Source organism: Caulobacter sp. CCH9-E1, assembly GCF_001556515.1.
In the GTDB taxonomy this organism is placed as follows: Bacteria; Pseudomonadota; Alphaproteobacteria; order Caulobacterales; family Caulobacteraceae; genus Caulobacter.
This window is the reverse complement of the sequence record NZ_LSJA01000141.1, coordinates 1-2,415: the sequence shown is the minus strand read 5'-3', so window position 1 is coordinate 2,415 and position 2,415 is coordinate 1. Positions and strand designations below refer to the sequence as shown.

Sequence of the window (2,415 nt, the reverse complement as noted above, 5' to 3'; positions counted from 1 at the left end):
GAGGGGTCAACTTTGGACGCATATTGGGGGTCAGCTTTGGACGCCGTTTGACATTGTCGCGAAGGCGTGGAAGCCCGTAGCCGCAGTTTTCACTCGGGGCGGTAGGGCGGCCGACGCTGAACTCACAGAGTTCCGGAAAGAGCTCAAGGAGCTTCTAGAGGCGATCAACTTGTCTTCTCTTGAAGCTCAAACTGCTGTTCGCGGTTCTCCGAACGAACCTGCAGCTCGCGCTGCGTATGAAGCTGCAGTTCGGCATTCAACGTCGGTGGGGCAGCAATTTGCCTGCCTATTCGACGTTGGAGGCGTGTCTCCCCAAGTGCCCGCCCAGTTGCTCCAGGCACGACGTCGCTACCGTATGACGGTGACGGATGAGGCGAATTTGGACCTTACTGATCCAAAGGAGCGTGAACTCCAGTGCGCCGAAATTGAATCTTCCTGTGCAGACTTTCACGGCGCAATCCGCGACTTTGCCTTGAAGAACTGGGGAGTTGGCCTAGGCGCAAAAACCGGAAGGCAGCGCGGGCGGAATTTTCCCGATTAGTGGAGTTTGCCCCGGTGACAAAGGCGCTCAGGAAAATCCCGAGTGTTTCATCCCCTCAAGCTCATCGTGGCAAGCGCTTCACACCAGCCCGGCGAGGAGCGGTAGGCGATCCCTGACATTGGCGCTTGCTCAAGTCTCAGGTCGGTCACTTGGGGAGGGCACTGCTTGACGCTTTGCGCGTCACGCATCCGTTGAAAGTCGCGCTCGGTCATCACTTTCAGATACTCGCTGCGCTGCTTCATACGGTCGGCGACCCCACTGGCGGCCTGCGCAAGCACCTGAAGCTTCTGATTGGCCGCTTCCACTTCGGTCTGCAGCGCGCCGACCTGCTGATCGACCGTCCCCAGTTCAGTTCGCGTTGCAGCAAGCGCGTCCTTTACCGACTGCTCATCAGATACCGTTGAGGCGAGAAGTTCGGAGAGCAGGTCGAACGTGGATCTATCGATCTGAGCGCGGAGCGCCTTCTGCTGCGCGGCAAGATCCTGTTTGGGGGTGTAAGCAGGACCGTGGCCCGAGAGATCTGTGCCATCGTCAAGCGCGGCTTTAACGGATGTGAGCACGGCGATGGGCTGGGGCTCACGCCAGCCGGCCATCGCGGTCTGGTAGCGTGCCAGGACCCCCTGGATCGTCGCTTGATTTTTGGGATCGAACGGCGCGCGATTGAAATGCTTCCTTACCTTGGCGGTGAGGTAGAGCGGCCACTGCATTTCATCGCGCCAGACGGTATCGAGCGAGTGAGATGCCGCATCGCCCAGGACGAATGCGACTTGCACCGGTGGATCGTCCTGTTCGACCGAGTCGACGAACCGGCGCCATGCCGCAGCCGGCGCTTGGCTTCCATCAAAGGAACGTGCCGTGATCTGGACTGAGACGTCCGGGTTTGCGGTGATGGACATATCCAGCGGACGACGGCCGCCACCTATGAACTCCACTTTGTCGGCGATTAGCCGCAACTCGCGATGTGGAGCCGCCGGATTGGGAACAAGAGTTATGGTGCCGCCGCGCTCGAAGCGGATCGTCTCTCCCAGTAAGTTAAGCTTGGCACCTTCAAGAGAGATGGGCCCGCGGATGACGAGGACCCGCGCATCAAAGGTAAGCGTCGCGATCTTTGTCTTCGGCTCGGAGGGCGACGACAGCAGGGACGCCAAACTCGCCTGATCGATGATCACGGTGTCGCCCGTAACACGCACGAGAGATCCGGCTGGTGAGGACCTAATCTGCAGGTCAAAGCCTGAATCGCTGGCGAAATCGGGAAGGTCTTTATAGACCGGCTTGGTCGGGCTAGGACAATCGGCCCTGGCGCCGCTCGCCACCGCCCATACGATCGTCGTGGACAATAGCAGAGCTCCGCTGAGCCCGCGCCTGCGCATGCGCATATGACCCCCCCCACTCGATTGAGCTTGGCCGCTACGAACGCAAAAAGGAGATATGAACTCGGACGCCCCGCGTCTCGGCGATCACAAGGATGCCGAGCCTACACCGTGTGCATCACTCACGGTTGCATGGGTTTTCTGTTGAGGTCAACATGCACTTACGGCGAGATAGTCGGATCAAGCGTGGCTCAAGCGAACTGCGCGATTCGTATGCGTTGTGCCTCCTTCTCCCCCGGCCCCCCTCATCCTCGTATCAGAAGAAAGATGCGCGGCGCGCGCGAGCGGAAGAGCTCGCGCCGCGCAACAAAACCCGTGGAAACCGGTGACTTGTTGCGCTTTTCGGGTTGCCGGCGCGCCAGGTAGCGCCAAAATCAATCACTTAAGCGGTGTTGCATGAAACCCAGTCCGCATAACCGTTCTAGAGACAGTGGACGGCAGGTCGACGGCCATCACAGCTGACGACGGCGCCTCCACGGGGGCGAGCGGCGGGTGATCTGGAAG

2 protein-coding genes are annotated in these 2,415 nt (G+C 60.0%); one reads left to right on the top strand and one right to left on the bottom strand.

The window, feature by feature from the left end:
- The coding region (locus AX690_RS23635) for a hypothetical protein (protein WP_231732157.1) at window positions 1-541 on the top strand (541 nt) is incomplete at its 5' end.
- A 47-nt stretch (window positions 542-588) separates the two neighbouring features.
- On the opposite strand, the gene AX690_RS09490 is transcribed toward AX690_RS23635, so the two are convergent.
- The gene (locus tag AX690_RS09490) at window positions 589-1,878 is read right to left on the bottom strand and encodes a hypothetical protein (RefSeq protein WP_156449618.1); all 1,290 of its coding nucleotides are present in this window, start codon (window positions 1,876-1,878) and stop codon (window positions 589-591) included.
- Between the last annotated feature and the right edge of the window lie 537 nt (window positions 1,879-2,415).